General features: G+C 73.8%; 19 protein-coding genes. 4 read left to right on the top strand and 15 right to left on the bottom strand.

Annotation, left to right across the window (positions count from 1 at the left end; translation table 11 throughout):
• Positions 1-13: 13 nt before the first annotated feature.
• The 3 genes from AA0005_RS04300 to glmS all read right to left on the bottom strand — a co-directional run bounded on the left by AA0005_RS04300 (position 14) and on the right by glmS (position 3,828).
• The gene (locus AA0005_RS04300; RefSeq protein WP_413452177.1) at positions 14-1,540 is read right to left on the bottom strand and encodes an NAD(P)H-hydrate epimerase; all 1,527 of its coding nucleotides are present in this window, start codon (positions 1,538-1,540) and stop codon (positions 14-16) included.
• A gap of 87 nt (positions 1,541-1,627) precedes the next feature.
• Positions 1,628-1,981: a holo-ACP synthase gene (locus tag AA0005_RS04295; protein ID WP_413452176.1), complete on the bottom strand. Its 354-nt coding sequence runs from the start codon at positions 1,979-1,981 to the stop codon at positions 1,628-1,630.
• Entirely contained in the window at positions 1,978-3,828 is a 1,851-nt protein-coding gene (gene glmS / locus AA0005_RS04290) for a glutamine--fructose-6-phosphate transaminase (isomerizing) (RefSeq protein WP_413452175.1), read from the bottom strand. The genes AA0005_RS04295 and glmS overlap by 4 nt, the downstream gene beginning before the upstream one ends.
• A 195-nt stretch (positions 3,829-4,023) precedes the next feature.
• Here glmS and AA0005_RS04285 point away from each other — a divergent pair, with 195 nt between their 5' ends.
• The 3 genes from AA0005_RS04285 to coaA all read left to right on the top strand — a co-directional run bounded on the left by AA0005_RS04285 (position 4,024) and on the right by coaA (position 6,539).
• Positions 4,024-4,593 carry a DUF6318 family protein gene (locus AA0005_RS04285; protein WP_413452174.1) on the top strand — a complete coding sequence of 190 codons (570 nt, stop codon included), beginning with the start codon at positions 4,024-4,026 and terminating at the stop codon, positions 4,591-4,593.
• 272 nt (positions 4,594-4,865) lie between these two features.
• On the top strand, positions 4,866-5,396 hold the full coding sequence (locus tag AA0005_RS04280; protein ID WP_413452173.1) for a PKD domain-containing protein: 531 nt from the start codon (positions 4,866-4,868) through the stop codon (positions 5,394-5,396).
• Positions 5,397-5,567: 171 nt separating this feature from the next.
• Positions 5,568-6,539 carry a type I pantothenate kinase gene (coaA, locus tag AA0005_RS04275; protein WP_413452172.1) on the top strand — a complete coding sequence of 324 codons (972 nt, stop codon included), beginning with the start codon at positions 5,568-5,570 and terminating at the stop codon, positions 6,537-6,539.
• 15 nt (positions 6,540-6,554) lie between these two features.
• On the opposite strand, the gene AA0005_RS04270 is transcribed toward coaA, so the two are convergent.
• From AA0005_RS04270 to AA0005_RS04225, 10 genes are all read right to left on the bottom strand, one after another.
• Positions 6,555-7,508 carry a hypothetical protein gene (locus AA0005_RS04270; RefSeq protein WP_413452171.1) on the bottom strand — a complete coding sequence of 318 codons (954 nt, stop codon included), beginning with the start codon at positions 7,506-7,508 and terminating at the stop codon, positions 6,555-6,557.
• Positions 7,508-7,963: a lasso peptide biosynthesis B2 protein gene (locus AA0005_RS04265; protein WP_413452170.1), complete on the bottom strand. Its 456-nt coding sequence runs from the start codon at positions 7,961-7,963 to the stop codon at positions 7,508-7,510. The genes AA0005_RS04270 and AA0005_RS04265 overlap by 1 nt, the downstream gene beginning before the upstream one ends.
• Positions 7,960-9,156, bottom strand: a complete 1,197-nt coding sequence (locus AA0005_RS04260; RefSeq protein WP_413452169.1) for an asparagine synthase-related protein — start codon at positions 9,154-9,156, stop codon at positions 7,960-7,962. Before AA0005_RS04260 ends, AA0005_RS04265 begins: the two co-directional genes overlap by 4 nt.
• A 92-nt stretch (positions 9,157-9,248) precedes the next feature.
• Positions 9,249-9,392, bottom strand: coding sequence for a hypothetical protein (locus AA0005_RS04255; protein ID WP_413452168.1), 144 nt, complete (start codon positions 9,390-9,392; stop codon positions 9,249-9,251).
• 175 nt (positions 9,393-9,567) lie between these two features.
• Complete coding sequence (locus AA0005_RS04250; RefSeq protein ID WP_413452167.1) at positions 9,568-10,278, bottom strand: DedA family protein; 711 nt, start codon at positions 10,276-10,278, stop codon at positions 9,568-9,570.
• Positions 10,279-10,368: 90 nt separating this feature from the next.
• Entirely contained in the window at positions 10,369-11,727 is a 1,359-nt protein-coding gene (gene glmM, locus AA0005_RS04245; protein WP_413452166.1) for a phosphoglucosamine mutase, read from the bottom strand.
• Between the two features lie 154 nt (positions 11,728-11,881).
• Positions 11,882-12,373 (bottom strand): 30S ribosomal protein S9, encoded by a 492-nt coding sequence (gene rpsI, locus AA0005_RS04240; RefSeq protein WP_413452165.1) that lies wholly within the window; start codon positions 12,371-12,373, stop codon positions 11,882-11,884.
• Positions 12,374-12,417: 44 nt separating this feature from the next.
• A complete protein-coding gene (rplM, locus tag AA0005_RS04235) occupies positions 12,418-12,861 on the bottom strand; it encodes a 50S ribosomal protein L13 (RefSeq protein ID WP_251304001.1) in 444 nt (147 codons plus the stop codon).
• A gap of 223 nt (positions 12,862-13,084) precedes the next feature.
• A complete protein-coding gene (locus AA0005_RS04230; RefSeq protein ID WP_413452164.1) occupies positions 13,085-13,552 on the bottom strand; it encodes a DUF5709 domain-containing protein in 468 nt (155 codons plus the stop codon).
• 45 nt (positions 13,553-13,597) lie between these two features.
• A complete protein-coding gene (locus AA0005_RS04225; protein ID WP_413452163.1) occupies positions 13,598-14,479 on the bottom strand; it encodes a tRNA pseudouridine synthase A in 882 nt (293 codons plus the stop codon).
• Positions 14,480-14,506: 27 nt separating this feature from the next.
• On the opposite strand from AA0005_RS04225, the gene AA0005_RS04220 reads away from it, so the two are divergent.
• Positions 14,507-15,304 (top strand): ROK family protein, encoded by a 798-nt coding sequence (locus tag AA0005_RS04220; protein WP_413452162.1) that lies wholly within the window; start codon positions 14,507-14,509, stop codon positions 15,302-15,304.
• Here the strand turns inward: AA0005_RS04220 and AA0005_RS04215 are convergent.
• Together AA0005_RS04215 and AA0005_RS04210 are read right to left on the bottom strand one after the other, a co-directional pair.
• Positions 15,282-16,013, bottom strand: coding sequence for an alpha/beta fold hydrolase (locus AA0005_RS04215; RefSeq protein WP_413452161.1), 732 nt, complete (start codon positions 16,011-16,013; stop codon positions 15,282-15,284). The genes AA0005_RS04220 and AA0005_RS04215 overlap by 23 nt on opposite strands.
• Before the next feature lie 76 nt (positions 16,014-16,089).
• Positions 16,090-17,220 carry a nucleotidyltransferase family protein gene (locus tag AA0005_RS04210; protein WP_413452160.1) on the bottom strand — a complete coding sequence of 377 codons (1,131 nt, stop codon included), beginning with the start codon at positions 17,218-17,220 and terminating at the stop codon, positions 16,090-16,092.
• Positions 17,221-17,472 lie beyond the last annotated feature (252 nt).

Here is a 17,472-nt window from a genome sequence, read left to right as displayed (position 1 = left end):
GGTGCCGCGGGCGTCAGCGGAGCAGGCCCGCGACGACGGCGGTCACCGCGTCGGCCACCTGGAGCGCGGTGAGCGGGCCGCCGGCGGCGGCCCCTGCGCGGCCGTGGACGAGGGCGGCCGCGGCGGCGAGCTCGGCGGTGTGCGTGCCGCCGGGGTCGCGCTCGGCGGTGAGGTCCTCCCCGCGCAGGGCGAGGAGGGCCCCGAGCACGCCGGAAAGGACGTCGCCGGTTCCGGCGGTGGCGAGCCACGGCGTGCCGTCCGCCTGACTGAGGACAGCGCCGCCGGGTGCCGCGACGATCGTCGTCGGCCCCTTGAGGAGGACGACGGCGCCGGTGAGAGTGGCCGCGCGGCGCGCGAGCTCGAGGGGCGCGGCCTCGACCTGCGCCCGGTCCGTCTCCTGCCCGCGCATGGTCAGCAGGCGGGCGAGCTCCCCGGCGTGCGGGGTGAGGACGGTGTTCGCGGGGAGCCGCTCGGGTGCCAGGGCGAGGGCGCCGGCGTCGAGCACGGCGGGGACGCCGTCGGCGAGCGCCCGCTGGAGGGCGTCGCGCACCTCGTCGGCGCGGGCGGCGTCGTCGGGGTCGATGCCGCTGCCCAGGGTCCAGGCCTGGACCCGGCCGCCGCCCACGACCACCTCGGGGAAGCGCTCGTGGACGAGCCGGGCGACGGCATCGGGGCCGAGGTAGCGCACCATGCCGAGCCCGGTGCGCAGCGCCCCGGCGGAGGCGAGGACCGCGGCGCCGGGGTAGCTCGTCGAGCCGGCGACGAGGCCAAGGACGCCGCGGGTGTACTTGTGGTCGGTGGCGACCGGTGCGGGGAGCAGGTCGGCGACGTCGGCGGCCGTGAGGCGCCGCACGGCCGGCTCGCCCAGGTGGGGGCCGAGGCCGATGTCGACGACGGCGACCCGCCCGGCGAGCGCCTCCGCGGGCTGCAGGAGGAGGCCGGGCTTGGGTACCCCCATGGTGACGGTGACATCGGCGCGCAGGACGGGGCCGGCGACGGTGCCGTCGTCGACCCCGATGCCGGAGGGCACGTCGACGGCGACGACGGTCGGCTCGTCGGGCATGAGGGCGCGACGCTCCTCGAGCGCGGTGACGATCCCGGCGAGCGGCTCGCGCAGGCCGCCGCGGGCGCCGATGCCGGTGAGACCGTCGACCCACACGCCGGAGCGGTCCGCGAGCGCCGCGAGCTGCTCCCAGCGCGGGGTCGCGCCGTCGAGGACGGCGTGGACGCGCACGCCGGCGCGGCGGGCGGCGGCCAGGGCACGCTCGTGGGGGCGGTCGGTGCACAGCGCGGCGGCGACCTGCAGCCCGCGCCGGGCGAGGTAGCCGCCGGCGTACAGGGCGTCGCCGCCGTTGTTGCCCCCGCCGACGAGGAGGAGCACCGTGCTCCCGCTGCGGCGCGCCCCCAGCCGGCGCAGCTCACGCAGGACCTCGGTGGCGACGGCGAAGGCGGCCTGCTTCATCAGCTCGTCGGGCGCGGTGGCGGCGAGCAGCGGCGCCTCCGCCGCCCTGACGGCCTCGGCCTCGTACGCACGGATCATGCCCCCATTGTGTCGCCGACAGCCGGATTCTTCCGGCCCTCCCCGCCCCACCACCGCCGACAGCCGGATTCTCCGGGGGCGTTCGGGTCAGCTCTCGGCGACGACCATGGCCGAGGCGATGCCGGCGTCGTGCGAGATCGACAGGTGCCAGGTGCGGATGCCCAGTGCGTCCGCGCGGGCCAGCACGGAGCCGCGCACGTGCACGACGGGCGCCCCGCCGACCACCCGCTCGACCGTGCAGTCCTGCCACGACATCCCGCCCGGCGCGCCGAGCGCCTTGGCGATCGCCTCCTTGGCCGCGAAGCGCGCCGCGAGCGAGGCGGGCGGCAGCTCCCGCTCCTCGGGTGTGAAGAGCTTCTCGCGCAGGCGCGGCGTGCGCTCGAGGGAGAGCATGAAGCGCTCGACGTCGACGACGTCGATCCCCACCCCGACGATGCTCACTCGACGGTGACGGACTTCGCGAGGTTGCGGGGCTGGTCGATGTCGTAGCCCTTGGCCTTGGCGAGCTCGCCGGCGAAGATCTGCAGGGGGACGACCGAGACGAGCGGGGTCATGAGCGTCGGCGTCGGGGGGTAGCGGAAGACGACGTCGGCGAAGGGGGTGACGTCGTCGTCGCCGTCCTCGGCGATGACGAGGGTGCGCGCACCGCGGGCCCGGATCTCCTGGATGTTGGAGATGACCTTGGCGTGCAGGGTGGGCCGGCGCGGGGTGGGCACGACGACGAAGACCGGCTGGCCCTCCTCGATGAGCGCGATCGGCCCGTGCTTGAGCTCGCCCGCGGCGAAGCCCTCGGCGTGGATGTAGGCGAGCTCCTTGAGCTTGAGCGCACCCTCGAGCGCCACCGGGAAGCCGACGTGGCGGCCGAGGAAGAGCACCGAGGTCGTGTCCTTCATCGCCCGGGCGACGTCGCGGACCTCGTCCTGGCGGGCGAGGACCTCCTCGATCTTCCCCGGGATGCGGCCGAGCTCGGTGAGGTAGTCGGCGACCTCGTCGATGTACTTGTTGCCGCGCAGCTGGGCGAGGTAGAGCCCGAGGAGGTAGGTCGCGGTGATCTGGGCGATGAAGGCCTTGGTCGAGGCGACGGCGACCTCGGGGCCGGCGTGCGTGTAGAGCACGGCGTCGGACTCGCGGGCGATCGTCGAGCCGTAGGTGTTGACGACGGCGAGCACCTTCGAGCCCTGCTCGCGGGCGTGGCGCACCGCCATGATCGTGTCCATCGTCTCCCCCGACTGGGAGATGGCGACGACGAGGGTCTTCTCGTTGACGACCGGGTCGCGGTAGCGGAACTCGTGGGCGAGCTCGACCTCGACGGGGATGCGGCACCAGTGCTCGACGGCGTACTTCGCCACGTGCCCGGCGTAGGCGGCCGTGCCGCAGGCGACGACGATGATCTTGTCGATGCTGCGCAGGATCGTCTCGTCGATGCGCAGCTCGTCGAGCTTGAGCCGGCCGAGCTCGTCGGTGCGGCCGAGCAGCGTGTCCGCGACCGCCTGCGGCTGGTCGTGGATCTCCTTGTCCATGAAGGAGTCGTAGCCGCCCTTGACGGCGGCCGCCGCGTCCCACTCGACCGTGAAGGCGCGCGGCTCCACCGGCTGGCCCGCGGCGTCGACGACGCTGACGGAGTCGCCCGTGATGGTGACGACCTGGTCCTGGTCGACCTCGAGTGCGGACTTGGTCTGCGAGACGAAGGCGGCGACATCGGAGCCGAGGTAGTTCGCGCCGTCGCCCAGGCCGATGACGAGCGGGGAGTTGCGGCGGGCGGCGACGATCGTGCCGGGGTGGTCGGCGTGGACGGCGAGAAGGGTGAACGCCCCCTCGAGACGCTTGGTCACCTCGAGCATCGCGGCGGTGAGGTCGCCGGCGTAGGTGCGCCCGAGGAGGTGCGCGACGACCTCGGTGTCGGTCTGCGAGGCGAAGGTGGCGCCGTCGGCGAGGAGCTCGCTGCGCAGCGCGGCGAAGTTCTCGATGATGCCGTTGTGGATGAGCGCCAGGCGCCCGTCCCCCGACAGGTGCGGGTGGGCGTTCTCGTCGGTGGGGGCGCCGTGGGTGGCCCAGCGGGTGTGACCGATCGCCGCGCGGGTGGCGGGCAGCGGCTCGCGCTCGAGCTCGTCGAGAAGCCCCTGGAGCTTGCCGGCCTTCTTCCGCACCGCCAGTCCGCCGTCGGCGACGGCGGCGATCCCGGCGGAGTCGTAGCCGCGGTACTCGAGACGGGCGAGCCCGTCGAGGACGACGTCGGCGGGCGGGGTGCCGGCGGTCGAGACGGACACTGCTCCCACGATTCCGCACATGGGGGCCAGCGTAACGGCCACGGACCGCCTCGCGCGTGCGGGGCTGTCCACAGGAGGGCGCGAGGGGCTGACTTCTACGCCGCTGGCCCCTAGGTTGTGCAGCAGTGATGGGGGTCGACGATGCACCTGCCGGACGAACAGCTCAGGGGTGGTACCCGCACGGGTGCGCTGAGGTTGTCCCGCGTCCGTCGTCTCGTGACCGTGCTCTGCGCGGGGCTGCTCCTGCTCGCCGGCTGCAGCGACGAGGCGGATCCGGGCCCGTCGAGCACCGCACCCACCTCGACCACCTCGGCGAGTACGCCCGCCCCAGCGCTCGAGCCGACGCCGTGGCCCGAGCCCACGCGACCGGCGGCCATGGAGCGCGACGACATCGAGGGCGCCAAGGCCGCCGCCGAGTACTTCCTCGCCCTCTACCCCTACGTGTACGCGACGGGTGACCTGGAGGAGTGGGAGGAGATGTCGCACCCGGAGTGCGAGTTCTGCCGGAGCACTTCCGACGACGTCACCGAGGTCTTCGCCGAGGGCGGCCGCGGGACTGGTGGTGCCTTCACCGTCGACGAGGTCTTCGCAAGTCCACCGGACGACGAGTTCGAGCACTTTCGAGTCGAGCTCGTGGGCGCGGAGGAACCGTCGCGCTTGCTCAGTGACGACGGCACCGTCGCGTCGAGCACAACCGGCGGACCCGGCTCCTACTTCGTGGCCGTCCTACGAGCAGATGACCAGTGGCTCGTCCGGGGCGCCCTGGCCGAGAAGGATGAGCAATGATCACCGGAGCAACGGCCATCCTGGTCCTCCTCACTCTCGCGGTACCCGTGCCCGCACCCTCTCCCTCGCCGCCACCAGTACTCACGTGGCGGGCCGACGTCCAGGTACCCGCCAATGCCGTTGGCCTCTTCGGTCGCCTCGAGGACACGCGACGGCCCGGTCGCGCAGTGTCGACCGGCGGCTCGATGTCGACCCCAGCGGGTGGCGAGGGCGGAGGCTCGACGCTGAAGGACTGCACTCCCCGAACTCGGAACCTGGGCGGCGACGAGCACGTGGGCTGGGTCTGTGTCGATGAGGTGAGCGGCGGGCTCGTGTGGGTGCCCGAGGGTGAGCAGGACACCGCGGCGGAAGCGCCCCCGGCGCCGCCTCTCGTCGTGACCCGCGAGGACGTCGAGTCCCTCCTCGTGGACTCCGGCAGCATCGTGGTGCAGCCGAACCAGTCATGGGTCCTCGTCAACGCCGAGACGGTCGTGTTCACCGACGCCGCGGAGCACGTGCTGACGACGCAGCTGCTCGGCCGCGACGTGGAGCTGCGCGTCGTACCGGTCCGGTACACCTGGGACTTCGGCGAGGGTAGTGACCCGGTGGTCGGCACGGACCCCGGTGCGCCCTGGCCCGACCACACCGTCTCCCACACCTACCGCGCGGCCGGCGAGGCGCGGGTCACCCTGAGCACGGAGTGGGACGCCTCCTTCCGCGTCGAGGGAGCGGGCCCGTGGCTGCCGGTGACCGGCCGGCCCGTCACGGTGGCGACGAGCGACCCCTTCGACGTCGTCACCGCGGTCCCACGGCTGGTGGGCTGACCGGCACGCGTCGCTGCATCGTCGGGAACCACCTGTCGGCGCGAGAGTGGCGGACGGAGGATCCGGCTGTCGGCGCGCGGGAGGGCTTCCGGCGGCTGGGCGGCGGGCGGGGTCGTGCGCGACGGGCGGGGTGGTGCGCGACGGGTGCTGCGGTACGTCAGACTGGTGCCCGTGACGTCACCGCAGGCAGCGACGTCGGCGACGCAGCCGGCCACCACCCCTTTCCTCGAGTTCGACCGCGCGGCCTGGAGCCGCCTGTCGGCCGCCACGCCGCAGCCGCTCACCGCCTCCGACGTCGACCGCCTCCGCGGCCTCGGGGACCCGGTCGACCTCAACGAGGTCGACACGGTCTACCGGCCGCTGTCGCGCCTGCTGTCCCTGTACGTGGCCTCCTCGCGCCGGCTCGGCTCGGTCACCTCGACCTTCCTCGGCGAGCCGATGGGCCGCACCCCCTTCGTCATCGGGGTCGCCGGCTCCGTCGCCGTGGGGAAGTCGACGACGTCGCGGCTGCTGCGCGAGATGCTGCGCCGCTGGTCCGGGATGCCGCGGGTGGAGCTCGTGACGACCGACGGCTTCCTCCACCCCAACGCCGAGCTCGAGCGCCGCGGGCTCATGAGCCGCAAGGGCTTCCCCGAGTCCTACGACCAGCGCGCGCTGCTGCGCTTCCTCAGCGCGGTGAAGTCCGGGGTGCCCGAGGTGAGCGCACCGGTCTACGACCACCTCACCTACGACATCGTCCCGGGCCGCGAGATCACCGTGCGGCGCCCCGACGTCCTCATCGTCGAGGGCCTCAACGTCCTGCAGCCCGCGCGCACGACGGCGGACGGCGCCCCCAGCCTCGCGGTCAGCGACTTCTTCGACTTCTCGATCTACGTCGACGCCCGGACGAGCGACGTGCGCCGCTGGTACGTCAACCGCTTCCTCTCGCTGCGGGAGACGGCCTTCGCCGACCCTCGCTCCTACTTCCACCGCTACGCGGCACTGAGCGACGACGAGGCCGTCGAGACGGCCACCCGCATCTGGGGCTCGATCAACGAGCCGAACCTCGAGGAGAACATCCTGCCCACCCGCGGGCGGGCCTCCCTCGTGCTCACCAAGTCCGGTGACCACCGGATGCACCGGATGCGGCTGCGCAAGATCTGAGGCACACGGCCCTGCCTAGTGCGCCGCCGGGCTGGGCAGGAGCGCCCTGACGCGGTCCTTGAGCTGCTCGACGAGGGTGGCCGCGAACGGCGGGCCCCACGGGATGCTCGCCGCGACGACCGGCACCCGGGCGGCGAGGGCAGCGGTGAGCGCGAGCTGGCGGCTGAGCACCTCGGGGTCGCGCCACCCGATGAGCCGGGGGAAGCCGGAGAGCGCGAGAACGGCGTCCGAGCCGGAGAGTCGCCGCACCTCCACCCGGTCCGTCGTGCGGCTGGGGAAGGGGACGATGAGGACGTCGAGGTCCAGGTGGTCGGCGGCGTCGTCACGGAGCCGGAGCACCTCCCGGTCGTCGGCGCTGCGCCGCACCTGCGGCGCTCCCCCGTCGAAGCGCTGCACGAGGCTGTCCGCCCCCTTGCGCAGCCGCAGCTCCGTCGCGCCGAGCCGGGCGACCGGGCGCGTCGTCACGTCGTCCACGCGGAGCACGTCGTCGGTGATGAGCGCACCCCCCTCGCTGCACAGGAGCGCTGCCATCGTCGACTTCCCCATGCCCGCACGTCCCACGAAACCCCACGCTGCGCCGTCGACCTCGACGGCGCTGGAGTGCAGCACGAGGTGGCCCCGTTGGTAGAGCTGGAAGGCGAGGCTGCCACCGGTGATGAGCACCGAGGCCATGTCCTCGTCGCTCCCGCGGACGCTCCGCACCTCCATGCGGTCGAGCGCGGGCGAGACGACGACGTCGCAGACACCGAAGAAGCGCAGCGTGAACCCGTCGTCCTGCCGTGCGAACGCGTAGACCGTCCGCGTCTCGCCGTCACACCTGAGGATCAGCTCACCGGGCGGGAGCTGCGCGGTCCACTCCATGGCGGGGCCCCTGACGACGGTCACGTCGGGCGCGACACCGGGCGGCGCAGGGCGGTCCTGGTGGAGCTCCGTGTCACTGGCGACGACAAGTCCGTAGAGCTCGAGCATCACACCACTCCTCCGCGTCGGGGCTCGACCAGGCTCAGATAGGTTGCCGGCGCGTCGGGGTCGAGGGACCGTCCGTCGATCTCCAGCCAGGCGTGCGCCTTCACCGCGCCGTCCTGCTTCGTCACACCGACACGCAACGCCGGCGCGCGGTGGCGCAGGACGTGACCGATGCCCAGCGCCCGCCTCAGGCACGTGTTGCCCCACGGCCAGTGCCGGAGCACCCGGCGCACCGCACGCAGCGCCCGCCGCTCCTCACCCGTGAGCCGCTCGGTGAACCGCTCCGTCGCGGCGGCACCAGGCCCGGTGAGGAGCGGTACGCCGACGGCGGCCGCGAGCTCGGGAAGCGGGCGGCGGTGCAGCGCCCACTCGATGCGGGCCTGGGTGAGGACCGCCCTGAGCACCGCGGCGTAGTCCCGTGGCTTCCAGCTCCTGAGGATGCCGCCCACCGAGATCATGGCCGGGGCCCTTCCAGCGGGAGGCCCTGGCTGGCCATCCAGGCGGCCATGAGGGGGATGTCGCTGCGGCCGATGAGCTCGGCGTGCAGCCACGTCTCGCGCAGGGTGTCGGGGTCGATGTGCTCGAGCTCAAGTCCTCGCCCGTCCCAGCGTCGCGCGAAGTCCCGCTCACCCGCACCGAAGCGTGAGGCGTTGAAGAACGCCTTGCTCGACCGCCCGAGGACCGGCTCGGGGAGGACGTCGTCGAACAGCTGCCGCATCGCCGCGGTGCGCCCGGTGACACCCAGGCGGCCGCCGTCGCCGATCCAGGCGCTGACGAAGGCGGGCTCGAGCAGGGGGTGGACGAGCCGGACGTCGTAGTCCCGGGCCACGAGGTCGAGGTTGTGGTAGACCGCACGCGCCAGGGGTCGCGCGGCGGCGACCCGGATCGACCGGTCCCAGCGGACCGGCTCGGACTGGTGGTCACGGACGGTGGCGACGAACTCCTCCCGGGCGTGCCCCCGCAGCCACGGCGCCGTCGTGCCCTGCACCCGCTCGGCCTCGGTGCGCAGGGCAGCGCCCTGGGGCAGGAGCGTGCGCACGGCCGCGCGGACATCGCCCGGACGCGGCCGGTGCCGGCGGCGCACGGTGCGTCGCAGCCGCGCGAGTGGCGCCGAGCGCCGGCCGCTGAAGAGCTCGTCACCGCCCTCCCCGGTGAGGAGCACGCCACCGCGTACCCGGCTGAGCATCTCGTGGTCGATGTTCACCGAGGCGGGCCAGACCAGGCCGCGGGTGGCCATGCTCTCCCGTGCGGAGGGGCCGAGGATCCGCTGCTGGTCGGTGATGTCGATGACCACGTGCTCGGTCACGCCGAGGTGGCGGAGGACCATGTCCTGCCACTCGTTCTCGTCGGCGTCCCCGTCCCCCGGGTAGCGGTACGTCACCGGCACCGGGAGCGCGGTCCCGCGCTCCCGTGCCACGGAGACAGCCACGGCGAGCACCGCGGAGGAGTCCCGTCCCCCGGAGAAGGCGACGAACACCGGCCCCGCCTCGAGGGTCTGCCCGAGCACCTCTCGCAGCACACCCCGCGCGCCGCTCGTCGGCGGCGGGATCTCCGGCTGCGGCAGGGCTTCCGCCGACGCCGTCGTCGGCAGCCCCATGGCGACCTCGAGGGGACTGAGCCTCAGGTACCCGGTGCATCGTGTCGTCAGCACTGCTCTCTCCTGCCCTGCCGCCCGGTGCGCGTCGCGCGTCGACCATGGCTGAGGGAGGGGCCGCAGCCCGGCCCCTCCCTCAACCCTGTACCTCAGGAGCCGACCGGCGGGTTCCCCGGCTTGGGGTCGGTGCCCCAGGTGAAGAAGAGGAACTTGTCGTCGTTCCCGTGGAGGCCCTGGGCGAGCGTGAGCTCGGGCATCGAGCCGACCTCGGTGATGCGCGGTGGTGCGTACATGGGTGTGTCCCTTCGTGATGAGTGGAGGTGCTGCTCCGCCAATGGAAGAAGTGCGGCGCTCGTCAAGTTAGCGCAGCAACGACTGCCCGCCGCGGGTCACGAAGGGGTGAATCACTCGCCTGCAGGGGGTGAGCTCCGGGGTGGACGAGCCACCCGACCGTGAGGCTCCGTACCGTCAGCCCGGGGTGCTGGTCCGCTCGTCACAGCTGCTGCGGTCCTCGGTGGCGTCGCACTCCGTCGGGGCCACGTAGTCCGGGGCGAGGACCTCCAGGCTCTCGGGCAGCTTGCTGCCGAAGCGCCGGTGCACCCACCGGAGGACCGCGTCGACGACGAAGCCGATGAGCACGCCGCCGGTGACCCCGACGGCGATGGCCACGAGCGGGTGGTCGTGGAGGAACACGCCCGCACCGATGCCGAGCACGGTGGAGTACCCGCCCCACACGATCGCCGCGATCGCGGCGATGAGGATGAACCGGGGCCGCGGGAAGCGGACCGCACCGGCCGTCATGTTGACCGCCACGCGGCCGATCGGGACGAAGCGGGCGGAGAGGATGAGCACGGTGCCGCGCTGGGCCAGCGCGCGCCGGGCCCACGCGAGACTCGCCTTGCCCCTCTTGCCCTGGAAGATGCGTAGCCGGTCGATGGGCACCTTGCTGCCGATCGTGTACGCGATGAGGTCCCCGGTGAAGGCACCCACCGCCGCGACGAGGATGAGCAGCCACAGGTTGGGCCCGTCGCCCGTCATCGCGAGCACCGCGACGCCGATGACGATCGACTCGCTCGGCACCGGCGGGAAGAACCCGTCGATGGTGGCCAGGGCGAGGACCGCGACGAGCAGCCACGGGGAGTCGGCCATGCCGAGGACCCACGACTCGATCGCAGCCATGGCCTCCGTCATCGGGCACCGGTTCGTGTCACCGGTCCATTGAACCCTGCCGGGCACCCCGGTGTCATCGGGGATGCCTCTGAACGGGCCTCAGGGTCGGGCGAGCGCGAGACGCGTGCGGACGACGTCGGCGAGCTCCCCGGCGACGTCGTCGGCCTCCTCCTGCGTGGCGGCCTCGACCATGACGCGCACGAGCGCCTCGGTCCCCGAGGGACGCAGGAGGACGCGGCCCGTGTCTCCCAGCCGCTGCTCGGCGGCGACGACGGCGTCGCGCAGGCCCTCGTCGGTGCCGGCGCGGCCCTTGTCAACGTCCGGGACGTTGACGAGGGTCTGCGGCAGGCGCGTGACGACCGAGCCGAGGTCCGCGAGCGAGCGGCCCGTCTCCACCACTCGCGCGGCGAGGAGCAGCGCGGTGAGGAGGCCGTCGCCGGTGGTGGCGTGGTCGGAGGCGATGATGTGGCCGGACTGCTCGCCGCCGAGGCTGAAGCCGCCGGCCCGCATCGCCTCGAGGACGTAGCGGTCCCCGACGGCCGTCTGGACGGTGCGGATCCCGGCCTCGCGCATGGCGAGGATGAGCCCGAGGTTGCTCATCACGGTGACGACGAGGGTGTCCTCGGCGAGGCGGCCCTGCTCCTTGAACGCGGTGGCGAGGACGCCCATGATCTGGTCGCCGTCGACGATGGTGCCGGTGTGGTCGACCGCGATGCAGCGGTCGGCGTCGCCGTCGAAGGCCACGCCCATGGCGGCGCCGGAGGCGACCGTGACGGCCTGGAGCTGCTCGGGGTGGGTGGAGCCGCAGTCGTCGTTGATGTTGCGGCCGTCCGGGGAGGCGTTGATGACGACGACGTCGGCACCCGCCTCCCGCAGCGCGAGCGGGGCGATGTCGCTGGCGGCGCCGTTGGCGCAGTCGATGGCGATGCGCAGGCCCTCGAGCGGCCGGCCCGCCGCGGCGACGAGGTGGTCGATGTATGTCCGGTCCGCGGCGCGCGCGTTCTCCTCGATGCGGCCCACGCCGTCACCGGTCGGGCGGTCCCACGCGGCGCCCAGGCTCTCCTCGATGGCGTCCTCGATGGCGTCCTCGAGCTTGAACCCGCCGTGGGCGAAGAACTTGATGCCGTTGTCGGGCATGGGGTTATGCGAGGCGGAGATGACGACGCCGAGGTCGACGTCCGTCGTCGCCGTCAGGTGGGCCACGCCCGGGGTGGGCAGCACACCGACCTCGACGACGTCGACGCCCGCGCTCGTGAGCCCGGCGGCCAGCGCGGCGGAGAGGAAGTCGCCCGAGATGCGGGTGTCGCGCCCGATGACGGCCCGCGGGCGGCGCCCCTCCGCGCCGGCGGTGGCGGTGAGGACCCGGGCCGCTGCGGCGCCGAGGCCGAGCGCGAGCTCCGCGGAGATGTCCCGGTTGGCGAGTCCGCGCACACCGTCGGTTCCGAACAGTCGGGGCATGGGAAGTCCTTCGTCTCGAGGCCAGGGGGCCACGGGCCCCGCACCATGGTGCCAGAGCCAACCCCGTGCGCCACCCGCTGGGCAGGTGACGTGGGCGACGTCGGAACGACGAACGGCCCCGTCGAGTGACGGGGCCGTTCGGACAAGCGCTGGATCAGCGCTTGGAGTACTGCGGGGCCTTGCGGGCCTTCTTGAGGCCGGCCTTCTTGCGCTCGACGGCGCGAGCGTCGCGGGTGAGGAACCCGGCCTTCTTGAGCGCCGGACGGTTCGACTCGGCGTCGATCTCGTTGAGCGCACGGGCCACGCCCAGGCGCAGCGCACCGGCCTGGCCGGAGATGCCGCCGCCGTGGATGCGGGCGATGACGTCGAAGCGGCCCTCGATGTCGAGCAGCGTGAACGGGGAGCTCACGAGCTGCTGGTGGAGCTTGTTCGGGAAGTAGTCCTCGAGCGAGCGACCGTTGATGGTCCACTGGCCCGTGCCGGGCACGAGGCGGACGCGCGCGACCGCTTCCTTGCGGCGACCCAGCGCCTGGCCCGGTGCGGTGAGGCTCTGACCGGCGCCCGCGGCGGGCGCGTCGGTCTCGGTGGTGTAGCTGCTGGGGACGTTCTCGTCGTCCAGCTCGATCTCGGGAGTGGTCTCAGCCACAGTTCTCCTCGTGTCCTGGTGAGAGGGTGCCGCGTCCTTGCGGACTACTGGGCAACCTGGGTGATCTCGAAGGCCTGCGGCTGCTGCGCGGCGTGGGGGTGCTCGGGGCCGGCGTAGACCTTGAGCTTCTTCAGCTGCTCACGCCCGAGGGTCGTCTTCGGCACCATGCCGCGGACGGCCTTCTCGATCGCGCGCTCGGGGAAGCGCTCGAGGAGCTGGGCGTAGCTCGTGGCCTTGAGGCCGCCCGGGTAACCGGAGTGGCGGTAGGCCATCTTGTCGTCGAGCTTGCTGCCGGTGAGGGCGACCTTCTCCGCGTTGATGACGATGACGAAGTCACCGTTGTCGACGTGCGGTGCGAAGCTCGGCTTGTGCTTCCCACGGAGCAGGGTGGCGACGTGGGTCGCCAGTCGGCCGAGGACGACGTCGGTAGCGTCGATGACGTACCAGTTCTTCTCGACGTCGCCGGGCTTCGGTGTGTACGTGCGCACGGGCGTAGCCTTCGTTTCTCTGTCGTCGGGCGGCGTCGTGCGCGTGGCGCACAGGCCGTCCATGGTCAAGTGGTGCTCGTTGCGCGCATCCGCGCCGCTGCGCCGGCGAGTGGGAAGCACCGGGGAGCGCATAGGGATGCACAACGACATCAAAGAGTACCGCCGCCCTCCGCGCTGGGTCAAAGGCGGTGGGCGGCGGCCTCAGTGAGACGTGACACGCGGGTCAGCCGGGCGTGCCGCCCTCACCGGTCAGTCCGATGGGGTCGTCCTCCTCGCGGATGCGCATCGCGGACTCCTCGGCGGAGGCGGCGCCGCCGGCGACCCCGACGTCCTCGGCCATGACATCCTGCTCCCGCTCCCCCAGCGGGCCCACGGCCTCCTCGGAGACCGCCTCGATGCGTCCGGCGCGGTCCGCCTCGCGGTGCGGGTCGGGCGACTGCGGCTCCTCCCACACCTCCGGCTCCTCCTGGTCGATGCGCTCGGCGATGGTGTCGCCCTCGATCTGCTCGGCCTGGGTGAGGTTCTTCCCGCGCAACGGGTCACGGTCGAGGGGCTGCTGCCACTCGTCGAGGAGGTCGTCGACGCCGCGCGGCTCGAGGGTGTCCTCCTTGTTGAGCTGGTTGCTGTCACCCTCCCCGGGAAGCTCCGGGTCCGGGCTGGTGGCGGGGGTGTCCTCTGCTGGCTCTGTCATGCGTCCAGGCTGCCACCGGCTCCGGGCCCTCGCACGGGGAGGCGGTCAGGGCAGGGTGCGGACGTTGCGCGCCTGCGCGGCCCGGGTGGCGAGCTCCTCGTCGGCGGGGTAGCCGACCTCCTCGAGGGTGAGTCCGTGGGGGGCGACGACGGCGACACCGGGGTCCCGTCGACCGGCGGCGAGGACGGCGGCGGGCCAGTCCACGGGCCGGCGCCCCTCCCCGACGGCGAGGCTCGCGCCGACGAGGGCGCGCACCATGGAGTGGCAGAAGGCGTCCGCGCGGACGGTCGCGACGACGAGCCCGTCGGCCGTCCGCTCCCAGCGCAGCTCCTCGAGGGTGCGGATCGTCGTCGCGCCCTCGCGGGGCTTGCAGTAGGCGGCGAAGTCGTGCTCCCCGCGCAGCCACTGGGCGGCGACGTCCATGGCGGCGACGTCGAGCGGGCGCCCGTGCCACAGCACGTCGCGGCGCCGCAGCGGGTCCCTGGCGGCGGGTGTGTCGGCCACCCGGTAGGCGTAGCGCCGCCAGACGGCGGAGAAGCGCGCGTCGAAGCCGGGCGGGGCCGCGCTCACGCGGTGGACGACGACGTCCCCCACCCCCCGCGGCCGCCCGCCGAGGACGCCCGCGAGCCGCGAGACGAGGGCCTCCTCCGGCTTGCGGTCGCTGCGGCCGGGGACGGCCCGCCACGCGGCGGCGGGCACGTCGACGTGGGCCACCTGCCCGCGCGCGTGGACCCCGGCGTCGGTGCGCCCGGCGACCGTGAGCCGGGCGGGCTGCGGCAGGCGCAGGACGGTGGTGAGGGCGGTCTCGAGGGTGCCCTGGACGGTGCGCAGGCCGGGCTGGGTGGCCCAGCCGGCGAAGTCGGTGCCGTCGTAGCGGAGGTCCAGCCGGAGCCGGACGGTCTCGTCGGCGGGGGTCGCTGCGCTCACGCCTCGCAGGCTAGTACCGTCGCGCGGGTGGACCCACTGAGCACCGCACGTCGCGGCCCCACCACCCTCGCCGTCGACTGCGGCGGGGGCGGGATCAAGGCGTCCGTGCTCGACGCCGCCGGGACCATGCACGCCCAGCCCGTGCGCGCCGCCACCCCCTACCCGCTGCCGCCGCAGCGGCTCGTCGACACGATCCGCTCGCTGGCCGAGCAGCTGCCGCCCGCGGAGCGCGCCACGGTGGGCATGCCGGGGATGATCCGCCACGGCGTCGTCGTCTCGACGCCTCACTACGTCACGCGCGCCGGCCCGCGGACCAAGGTGCTGCCCGAGCTCGTCACGGCGTGGGAGAACCTCGACCTGCAGGACGCGCTGAGCACCGATCTCGGCATGCCGGTGCTCCTCCTCAACGACGCCGAGGTCCACGGGGCGGGTGTCGTCGCCGGGGCGGGCCTCGAGCTCGTCGTCACCCTCGGCACGGGACTGGGCAACGCCCTGTTCGACGGCGGCCGCCTGGCCCCGCACCTCGAGCTCTCCCGCGCGCAGGCCCGGTGGGGGCTGACCTACGACGAGTACATCGGCGAGCACGAGCGGCTGCGGCTGGGTGACGCCATGTGGTCGCGGCGGGTGCGGCAGGTCGTCGACTCCCTGCGTCCCGTCGTCCTGTGGGACCGCCTCTACCTCGGCGGCGGGAACTCCCGCCGGATCACCGGACCGACCCTCGACCGCCTCGGCGACGACGTCGTCATCGTCCCCAACAGCGCCGGGATCGTCGGCGGGGTGCGGGCCTGGGAGCTGGGCGGGATCACCCCGAGCGAGCGCCCCTGACCGAGCCGGGCGAGACCTCCTCGACGAGCTCGAGCACGATCCGGTTGAACTCCGCCGGCCGCACGAGCGAGACGAGGTGGGTGGCCCCGGGGACGATGTCGAGGCGCCCGTCGCGGCAGGCGGCGAGGAAGCGGCGCTCCTGGGTGCGGAAGTGGTCCCAGCGGCCGTTGACGAGGCGGACGGGCGCCGCGATGGCACGCAGGTCGGCGATCGGGTCGAGGCCGGCGACGGCGGCGAGCGCCGCGTCCATCACCCCCATCTCCATGCCGCCCTCGTCGAGGTCCGCGCGCGCCGACGCCGGCAGCGCGAGGCGTGCCATCGTGTCGTTGAGCCGGCGCCCGCGGTCGGGCAGGCGTCCGATGAGCGCGGCGACGCGCCGGTAGCCGGCCAGGCCGGGTCCACGAGGAACGGTGGAGCACGCCGCCGCGACGACGCCGACCACCGGCCGCTCGGTCCGCGCGGCCCAGTGGAGGGCGAGGTAGCCGCCCAGGGAGAGCCCGACGACGACCACCGGCCCGTCCCCGGCGGCCTCCTCGATCGCCGCGTAGGCGCCGTCGAGGGTGAAGGTCTCTCTCACCCGGGCCCCGTGGCCGGGCAGGTCCGGCGCCACCGCGGGCACGCCGGCCTCCTCCAGGGCGAGGAGCTGACGCCGCCACATGGTCCGCGACGCGCGGATGCCGTGGACGAGGACGACCGTCACCGAGCTCACTCGCCTACGATGCCACGCGCCGAATCGTGACGTGACCGACGGGAGACGGCGAGCCGCACCGGCACCGGCAGCGCGCTCAGCGCACGGACGCCACGCGGGTGTCCGCCTCGACGGCCCGGAGGTAGACCTCCAGCGCCTCGGGGCCGGCCGGGACACGCACCCTCGGGTGCGCGGCGGGCGGCCGGACCCGGTCAAGCACCCCCTGCGCCGCGTTCCGGGTCACCTGCACGGCCGTCCGCGCCGTGCCGGGACGCACCGCGCGGGCCACCAGCCGGGAGACGGAGGCGTCGCGCCGCTGGGCGGTCACCGGTGAGAGCCGGTCCACGGAGTCGAGGACGGCTCGCAGCGCCGGCGACGTCCCCAGCCTGCGGTAGAGCCCGGGCGGGACGGGCGTCCCGAGCGTCGCCGTCGCGCGCCGCAGCGCGAGGGCGACCTGCGCCTGCGCCCCCCACTGCCCGGCCTGGCGCGCGACGCGGTCCCAGTCCCCGACCTGCCGGGCGAGCTGGTCGATGTCCAGCATCCAGCCCAGCCGGTTCGCGCCTGCCAGCGCCGCGTGGAGGGCGACGTGGACGAGGGAGTCGGCCTCGTCCATCGTCCACGCCTCGGCCAGGCCGATCCGCACCTGCCGCCGCCGGGCGAGGAGCTCGTCGGTGGGGATGGTGAACCGCCGACGGCGCGTGCGCATGTTGATCATCGCCCAGTGGAGGTCGACGGGGATGCCGGCCGGTGTGAACCAGTGCATCTCCCCCGGGACCTCGGGGTTGCGCAGCATGTCGTCGTAGTCACCCACCTCCCAGCCGGCCGCGAGGAGCACCCGGCTCACCGCGCGGAGGTCGTGCGGGGCGACGAGCACGTCGAGGTCACCGTAGGGCCGAAGACCGGGGACGGGGTGTGCGAGCTCGGAGAGCACGGGGCCCTTGAACGCCACCCACGGCACGTCCTCGAGGAGCCGGCCGAGGTGCGCGAGCAGCATGCCGGCACGGACGTGCAAGGCCTTCGCCGTGTCCCGGTCCGGCCGCAGGAGCTCGGCGGTCGCCGGGGCGTGCTCGCGCAGCCTCACGTGCGCGAGCGGCGACACCCGGTGGTGCCGGGCCGCGCGCGCCACCGCCGCGGGCTCCACGGCTGCTGCGGCGCCGGTCACCTCGTCGCGGCACACGGCGAGCAGCAGCTCGGAGAGGGCTCGTTCGCTGCGTCGTGCCTCGTTCATCGCTGTCCCGTCATCGCCGGCTGCCTGGTGGCGAGCGTAGCGAGGCGAGCGGCGCCGGGCGGCGGATCGCGCGGCCGTTCGCCGGCGGCGGCAGGGTGAGCGGTGCGGGTGACACGCCCGCCTCCCCGGGTCACCCCGGCATCATCCAGGTTCTCGCGCCGGTGGCAGCGTCCTGAGCGGGACACCGACCTAGGCTCGTGGTGTCAGCGGCGACCTGTCCGTTGTCGACGAGATGCGCCGTCCGGGCGCCAT

This window comes from Georgenia phoenicis (genome assembly GCF_047302425.1).
In the GTDB taxonomy this organism is placed as follows: Bacteria; Actinomycetota; Actinomycetes; order Actinomycetales; family Actinomycetaceae; genus Oceanitalea.
Note: the sequence above shows the minus strand (reverse complement) of the source record. Positions and strands in the feature narration are given on the sequence as shown.